Annotated in this window: 14 protein-coding genes and 1 pseudogene; 13 read left to right on the top strand and 2 right to left on the bottom strand. The window is 37.9% G+C overall.

Annotation, left to right across the window (positions count from 1 at the left end):
• The 8 genes from AB1414_04745 to rplV all read left to right on the top strand — a co-directional run.
• A partial coding sequence (locus tag AB1414_04745; GenBank protein MEW6606753.1) for an EF-Tu/IF-2/RF-3 family GTPase occupies positions 1-647 on the top strand: 647 nt, incomplete at its 5' end.
• A 78-nt stretch (positions 648-725) separates the two neighbouring features.
• Entirely contained in the window at positions 726-1,031 is a 306-nt protein-coding gene (gene rpsJ / locus AB1414_04740) for a 30S ribosomal protein S10 (protein MEW6606752.1), read from the top strand.
• Positions 1,032-1,071: 40 nt separating this feature from the next.
• The gene (rplC, locus tag AB1414_04735) at positions 1,072-1,713 is read left to right on the top strand and encodes a 50S ribosomal protein L3 (GenBank protein ID MEW6606751.1); all 642 of its coding nucleotides are present in this window, start codon (positions 1,072-1,074) and stop codon (positions 1,711-1,713) included.
• A 2-nt stretch (positions 1,714-1,715) separates the two neighbouring features.
• Positions 1,716-2,342, top strand: a complete 627-nt coding sequence (gene rplD / locus AB1414_04730; protein ID MEW6606750.1) for a 50S ribosomal protein L4 — start codon at positions 1,716-1,718, stop codon at positions 2,340-2,342.
• 172 nt (positions 2,343-2,514) lie between these two features.
• Positions 2,515-2,799, top strand: coding sequence for a 50S ribosomal protein L23 (locus tag AB1414_04725; protein ID MEW6606749.1), 285 nt, complete (start codon positions 2,515-2,517; stop codon positions 2,797-2,799).
• A gap of 15 nt (positions 2,800-2,814) precedes the next feature.
• Positions 2,815-3,639 carry a 50S ribosomal protein L2 gene (gene rplB / locus AB1414_04720; GenBank protein MEW6606748.1) on the top strand — a complete coding sequence of 275 codons (825 nt, stop codon included), beginning with the start codon at positions 2,815-2,817 and terminating at the stop codon, positions 3,637-3,639.
• A gap of 5 nt (positions 3,640-3,644) precedes the next feature.
• The gene (gene rpsS / locus AB1414_04715; GenBank protein ID MEW6606747.1) at positions 3,645-3,929 is read left to right on the top strand and encodes a 30S ribosomal protein S19; all 285 of its coding nucleotides are present in this window, start codon (positions 3,645-3,647) and stop codon (positions 3,927-3,929) included.
• Positions 3,930-3,999: 70 nt separating this feature from the next.
• The gene (rplV, locus tag AB1414_04710; GenBank protein MEW6606746.1) at positions 4,000-4,335 is read left to right on the top strand and encodes a 50S ribosomal protein L22; all 336 of its coding nucleotides are present in this window, start codon (positions 4,000-4,002) and stop codon (positions 4,333-4,335) included.
• 47 nt (positions 4,336-4,382) lie between these two features.
• On the opposite strand, the gene AB1414_04705 is transcribed toward rplV, so the two are convergent.
• Both AB1414_04705 and AB1414_04700 read right to left on the bottom strand, forming a co-directional pair.
• Positions 4,383-4,490, bottom strand: a complete 108-nt coding sequence (locus AB1414_04705; protein MEW6606745.1) for a hypothetical protein — start codon at positions 4,488-4,490, stop codon at positions 4,383-4,385.
• Positions 4,477-4,521 (bottom strand): annotated as a pseudogene (locus AB1414_04700) (hypothetical protein). Before AB1414_04700 ends, AB1414_04705 begins: the two are co-directional and overlap by 14 nt.
• An 85-nt stretch (positions 4,522-4,606) precedes the next feature.
• On the opposite strand from AB1414_04700, the gene AB1414_04695 reads away from it, so the two are divergent.
• Genes AB1414_04695 through rpsQ form a run of 5 tightly spaced genes read left to right on the top strand, consistent with a single transcriptional unit; the run spans position 4,607 to position 6,408 of the window.
• A complete protein-coding gene (locus tag AB1414_04695; protein MEW6606744.1) occupies positions 4,607-4,819 on the top strand; it encodes a hypothetical protein in 213 nt (70 codons plus the stop codon).
• Between the two features lie 17 nt (positions 4,820-4,836).
• On the top strand, positions 4,837-5,547 hold the full coding sequence (rpsC, locus tag AB1414_04690) for a 30S ribosomal protein S3 (protein ID MEW6606743.1): 711 nt from the start codon (positions 4,837-4,839) through the stop codon (positions 5,545-5,547).
• On the top strand, positions 5,525-5,938 hold the full coding sequence (rplP, locus tag AB1414_04685; protein MEW6606742.1) for a 50S ribosomal protein L16: 414 nt from the start codon (positions 5,525-5,527) through the stop codon (positions 5,936-5,938). Before rpsC ends, rplP begins: the two co-directional genes overlap by 23 nt.
• Positions 5,939-5,941: 3 nt before the next feature.
• Positions 5,942-6,157, top strand: coding sequence for a 50S ribosomal protein L29 (gene rpmC, locus AB1414_04680; GenBank protein MEW6606741.1), 216 nt, complete (start codon positions 5,942-5,944; stop codon positions 6,155-6,157).
• Positions 6,157-6,408 carry a 30S ribosomal protein S17 gene (rpsQ, locus tag AB1414_04675; protein ID MEW6606740.1) on the top strand — a complete coding sequence of 84 codons (252 nt, stop codon included), beginning with the start codon at positions 6,157-6,159 and terminating at the stop codon, positions 6,406-6,408. The genes rpmC and rpsQ overlap by 1 nt, the downstream gene beginning before the upstream one ends.
• Positions 6,409-6,727: the final 319 nt, after the last annotated feature.

The following is a 6,727-nucleotide window of genomic DNA, read 5'->3' as shown; positions in this document are numbered from 1 at the left end:
AGAAAGAATGTCCTCATTGTGGGGCAATACATAATTTGATGGAGGCGATAGATACATATATACCCCTTCCGAAGCGAGAGAAGGATAAGCCATTTTTATTGGCAGTGGAGGATGTATTTTCGATTACTGGCCGAGGGACAGTGGCAACAGGTAGAGCAGAACGAGGGGTGATAAAGACAGGGGATGCGGTAGAAATAGTAGGGATAAAACCGACGCAGACATCAGTTGTTACAGGGGTTGAGATGTTCAGGAAGACATTAGACCAGGGAGAGGCAGGAGATAATATTGGGTTATTATTACGAGGGATAGATAAAGAGAAGATAGAGCGAGGACAGGTAATTGCGGCACCAGGGACAATAACACCACATACGAAGTTCAAGGCAGAGGTATATGTATTGAAAAAGGAAGAGGGTGGCAGACATACACCATTTTTTAAAGGGTATCGACCTCAATTTTATTTTCGGACCACAGATGTAACTGGGGCAATAGAATTGCCAGAAGGGATAGAGATGGTAATGCCAGGAGACAATGTGAATATGACGGTCGAATTAATCACACCGATTGCGATGGAGAAAGAGGTTCGATTTGCCATTCGAGAAGGTGGACATACCGTAGGAGCAGGTGTAGTGACTGAGGTGATTGCATAAACAGAGGATATAAGACAGAAAAGAAGGTATTACCTTTAAAATCTGATTTCTGACCTCTGATTATCAACGAGGTGTTAAATGGCACAAAAAATTAGGATTAGACTGAAGGCGTATGACCATAGGCTGTTAGATCAGTCGGCAAAAGAGATTATATCTACAGCCAAAAGAAGCGGGGCAAAGGTATCAGGACCGATACCTCTACCAGTAAAAATAAGCAAATGGACTGTTTTACGCTCCCCTCATGTAGATAAAAAGTCCAGAGAACAATTTGAGATGCGCATTCACAAAAGATTACTGGATATTTTAGAACCAACGGTTGATACCGTATCGGCTTTAATGAAGATAAATTTACCCGCAGGTGTAGATGTAGAAATTAAATTATAATGTAGAAATTGGTAACTAATTACCAATATGGAGGATTATAATGTCCACAGGACTTATAGGTAAGAAAATAAAGATGTCGCAAGTATTCGATGCTAATAGTGGAGATGTTATTCCAGTAACAGTGCTTGAGGTTGGGCCATGTATTATTGTCCAGAAGAAAACCAAAGATAAAGAAGGATATGATAGCCTACAATTAGGTTTTGGGGATGTAAAACAGAGTAAAATTAATAAACCCGTTGCTGGACACTTTAAAAATGCGGCAGTTAAAGTTAAACGGTATTTACGAGAATTTAGAATTACAGATATTGATAATTATCAGGTAGGTCAAGAGCTAAAAGTTGATATTTTTAAAGCAGGCGATTATGTTGATGTAACTGGAATATCCAAAGGAAAAGGATTTACTGGTGTGGTTAAACGCTATGGTTGGACAGGTGGAAAGAAGTCGCATGGGTCAATGTTTCATCGTGCACCAGGCTCTATTGGCCAGAGCTCTTTTCCTTCCAGAGTTTATAAAGGACACGGCCTTCCAGGACGAATGGGTGGAACTCAAGTAACAATGCAAAACCTTAAGATAATTAAGGTAAATGAAAAAGAAAATAGATTGTTAATTGAAGGTGCTATCCCTGGTCGCCGGGGAGGACTAATAACGATTAAAAAGGCAGTCAAAAAAGGAAATAAATAACAATGGATGTTAATTTATATAATATCAAAGGGGATATTTTAGAGCAAATCGAGCTTCCCAAAACTATATTTAATCAAGAGATAAGCAATGGTTGTATTTATGACTCGGTAAAGGCATATCTTGCTAATCAACGACATGGAACTGCCTGTATTAAACATCGTGGTGAGGTAAGTGGAAGTGGGAAAAAACCATGGCGACAAAAAGGCACCGGAAGAGCACGAGTCGGAAGTAGTCGAAACCCAATCTGGAAAGGTGGCGGCGTGGCTTTTGGACCTAAACCACATAGCTTTAAAATTAAAATCCCAGATAAAATTAACCAGAAAGCACTTATTTCAGCATTAATTGATAAAGCCATAAATGAGAAAATAGTCGTTGTGGATTCCTTAAAGGTAGAATCACCAAAAACATCGATTATGGCAAAAATATTAAAAACCTTAAATTTGACAAAACCGTTGATTGTTTTAGACCAGCCAGATAAAAATCTATATTTATCTGTCCGTAATTTAAAAGGCACTGAGATGATTTTAGCGTCAAATTTGAATCCATATAAAATACTGTTGCATGAAAAACTCCTGTTCACAAAAAGGGCATTATCTAAGTTAGAAGATAGATTAAGGATAACGGCTTAAATAGCTGTAACTATTTACCCAAATGAAGTGCAAGGTAATCGGTAATCAGGTAATCGGTAACAACCAATTGATCTTTTCCCTTTACCGATAACCTGATGACCGATAACTGATTACCTGAATTTCACTTCAGATGGCTAAAATGTTACAAATAGCTTAAAAGCGAGGTTCATCAATGATTAGTCCGTATCAAATTATTAAAAGACCTATTATTACTGAAAAAGGAACTATCTTGAGAGAGAATAATAAATATCTCTTTGAGGTGGATATAAATGCTAATAAGATTGAGATTAAAAAAGCAGTGGAAAAGATATTCGGCGTAAAGGTAACGAAGGTCAATACCTTAATTCAATATGGTAAGCCAAAAAAGGTTAGATTTGCACTGGGTAGAAGAGCTGATTTTAAAAAGGCAATGGTAACTCTAAAAGAGGGAGAGCTTATATCTGCATTCGAAGCATAAAAGAGGGATAAAATTATGGCAATTAAACAATATAATCCTACTTCCCCTGGCAGACGAGGAATGAGTGTTGTAGGATTTGATGAGATTACAAAAAAAACACCACAGAAGTCATTAGTTATATCTAAACCGCGTTCAGGTGGTCGCAATAATCAAGGCAGAATAACTGTTCGGTTTTGTGGTGGTGCCCATAAACGATTCTATAGAATAATTGACTTTAAACGGAATAAATTTGGGATTGAGGCAAAGGTGGCGGCAATTGAATATGACCCAAATCGCTCTGCTCATATTGCCTTACTTCATTATTTAGATGGAGAAAAAAGGTATATCCTTGCTCCAGTGGGATTAAAGGTAGGTGAAACGGTATGTGCGGGTGAAGAAGTGGATATTAAACCAGGAAATGCACTTCCCTTACGAGCAATACCCACAGGAACAACTATTCATAACATTGAATTAAGAAAAGGCAAAGGTGGACAAATGGCGCGAGGAGCAGGTTCTTCTGCCCAATTAACTGCTAAAGAAGGGAATTATGCACATATTACCCTTCCTTCTGGTGAAGTTCGATTAGTCCATGTGGATTGTATGGCAACTATTGGACAGGTAGGAAATGTAGAACATGAAAATATTAGTATTGGCAAAGCAGGGAGAACTCGCTGGCTGGGTAAAAGACCTCATAATCGCGGGGTTACGATGAATCCTGTTGACCACCCACTCGGTGGCGGTGAAGGAAAAACATCAGGAGGAAGACATCCGGTGAGTCCATGGGGGAAACCAACGAAAGGTTATCGCACAAGACAAAATAAAAGAACCCAGAAATTTATTGTTAAAAGAAGAGGTAAATAAATCTGATGGGACGCTCAATTAAAAAAGGACCTTATATTGATGCTAAATTAATGGATAAGATTAAAAAGATGAATGAATCAGGGGAAAAAAAGGTAATCAAAACCTGGGCAAGACGCTCAACTATTTCCCCAGAATTTGTCGGATATACATTAGCCATTCATAATGGCAAAAAATTTATTCCGGTCTATATCACGGAAAATATGGTTGGACATAAACTGGGAGAATTCGCTCTGACTCGAACATTTAGGAGTCACGGCTCTCATACGGAAAAATCACGAGCATTGAAATAAGGAAGTAAAGTAGACAGTGAAGAATAAAGAGTTTCACTCTGCACGGACTACTTTCAATGGAGATAATATCATGGAAGCAAAAGCAAAGGCTAAATATATGCGTATTTCACCAAGAAAGGCAAGGCAGGTAACTACCCTTATTCAGGGTAAACCAGTGGAACAGGCGACTAATATGCTTAAATTTACGACTAAAAAAGCCTGCCGCATAGTTCAAAAAATATTGCATTCAGCTATCGCTAATGCCAGACAAAAAGGAATAAATGTCCAGGTAGGTAATTTATATGTCAAAAATGCCTTTGTTGACCAGGGACCTACTTTAAAACGAATTCAACCACGCGCTATGGGTAGGGCTTATCGAATTTGTAAAAGAACAAGTCATATCACCATAGTCGTGGATGAATATTAAATCGTCAGAAGCCAGAGTAACTTCTGAAATAATAGGGCTTCACGAAATTATAAAGTAAGTAATCGGTTAAATGGTAACTGGTAATTGGTAACTGGTAATTGGTAACTGGTAACTGGTAACTGGTAATTGGTAATTGGTAACTGGTAACTGGTAATTGGTAACTGGTAATTGGTAACTAATTACCATTCACCATTTACCATTCACCATTTACCATTCACTAATTACCATTCACCAGTTACCAATTACCAAAAAAAAAAGGAGGTAATCTAAAATGACATTATGGGTTTATGTAGCGTTAATGGCTTTAGTCACACTTCTCACAGTGTATGAAACAATTGGTTATTATCGGGAGTATTCGAAGGGTAAAGAAAAGAAAGATATGATAAAATTTATTTTAAAGGTAGTTGTATTGATTGCCCTGGTAATTTTATTGGTGCAATTAATAAATTGGGCGATAGTGCTACCTGAGTTTATGAAAATATAAGGAAGGGAGAGTAAAATTTGGGACAAAAGGTTCATCCAATAGGTTTCAGGTTAAAGTATATCTATGATTGGGAATCACGCTGGTTTTCAAAAAAATCCTATAGAAATGATTTGATTGAAGACTTGAAAATTCGAAAGTTTATCAAAGAGAGATTAAAGAGAACTGGTGTGTCAAAAATCATTATTGAGCGATTTGGGCAGAAAATGAGAATTACCATTTATACTGCTCGACCGGGAATAGTCATTGGTCGCAGAGGACAGGATGTAGAAAAATTACGCCAGGAAATTCTAAAAATGACTAACCTCCAGATTCAAATTGATATTAATGAGATTAAAGAACCAGAATTAGAGGCTCAGGTGGTTGCAGAAAATATCGCTATCCAGATAGAAAAAAGAATCTCTTTTAGAAGGGCAATGAGACAGGCAGTTATAACGGCGCTACGCCATGGGGCTAAAGGAATTAAAGTAACCTGTGGTGGTAGGCTTGGCGGTGCAGAAATAGCTCGAAGTGAATGGTATCGGGAAGGACGAGTTCCGCTTCATACCCTGAGAGCTGAAATCGATTATGCCACCGCAGAAGCAGTAACTACCTATGGCCGAATTGGGATAAAGGTGTGGATATTTAAAGGTGAGATTTTATCTGAAGAAGAAAGAGAAAGAGCAAGATTAATGGGATTAGGAGCGAAATTAATGGAGGAAGAAGTCAATGTTGATGCCCAAACGAGTTAAATATCGAAAAACACATCGCGGCAGACGAAAGGGAATATCTACCGCCGGCGCTCAACTTAACTTTGGAGAATATGGCTTACAGGCATTAGAGTGTGGTTGGATAACCAATAGACAAATCGAAGCAGGCAGAATTGCTATCTCCAGACATATTAAAAGAGGTGGTAAATTGTGGATTAGAATATTCCCGGATAAATCTGTAACCAAAAAACCGGCTGAAACAAGAATGGGTAAAGGTAAAGGAGCACCTGAATATTGGGTTGCTGTTGTTAAACCTGGACGGATTCTTTATGAATTAGGTGGCGTAACAAAAGAATTAGCCCACGAAGCACTCCTTTTAACTGCTCATAAGTTACCGATAAAAACAAAATTCGTAACAAGAGAAGGAGAATAATAAGTGAAACTTAGAGATTTTAGAGACTTAAAAGAAATGGATTTAGATGAGTTAAAAAGCCAGAAAGAGAAATTTTTTGGTGAGGTGCTAAATTTACGAACACAGTCTGCTATGAAACATTTAGAAAATCCTTCAAAAATTCGGACATTAAGACGCTCAATCGCAAAAATAAATACACTCTTGAGAGAATATGAATTAGGTATAAGGGAGAAACATTAATGAAACAACAAAGAGAACCCAGAAAGGTTAAAGTTGGCACAGTAGTTAGTAATAAAATGGACAAGACCGTTGTTGTCTCAGTCGTTAGTCCCGTTAAACATCCACTTTATAAAAAGGTTATAAAAAGAAGAAGTAAATTCTATGCCCATGATGAAAAAAATATCTGCCAGGTAGGTTCGCAAGTAACTATTATGGAAACAAGACCTCTATCAAAACTTAAACACTGGCGAGTAGTTGAGGTTGTGAAATGAAAGAGATAATTTTACATTTTGACAGGGGAAAGGAAGTTTCACGCCAAGCACGCAAAGAACGCAAAGGGAAATAAGGGAAAAATTTACCTTTGCGTGAAAAAACTATTTTCAGGAGAACGCTCATGAACCGCTGGTTCACAAATGAGGATGAAAATAGTGGTAGGAGATAGAAGGTGGGATGTAAGGAGATAAGCGTGAGGAGTGATGTTTTCTTTACTTTCTACTCTCTACTCTCTACTCTCTACTTCCTTATTTTGAGGAGAAACTATGATTCAGGCACGCACTCGTTTAGAGGTAGCCGATAATTCAGGCGCAAGAA

The organism is bacterium (genome assembly GCA_040755795.1).
Taxonomy (GTDB): Bacteria; UBA9089; CG2-30-40-21; order CG2-30-40-21; family SBAY01; genus JBFLXS01.
The sequence above is the reverse complement of the archived record's forward strand: the minus strand, read 5'-3'. Positions and strand labels throughout refer to the sequence as shown.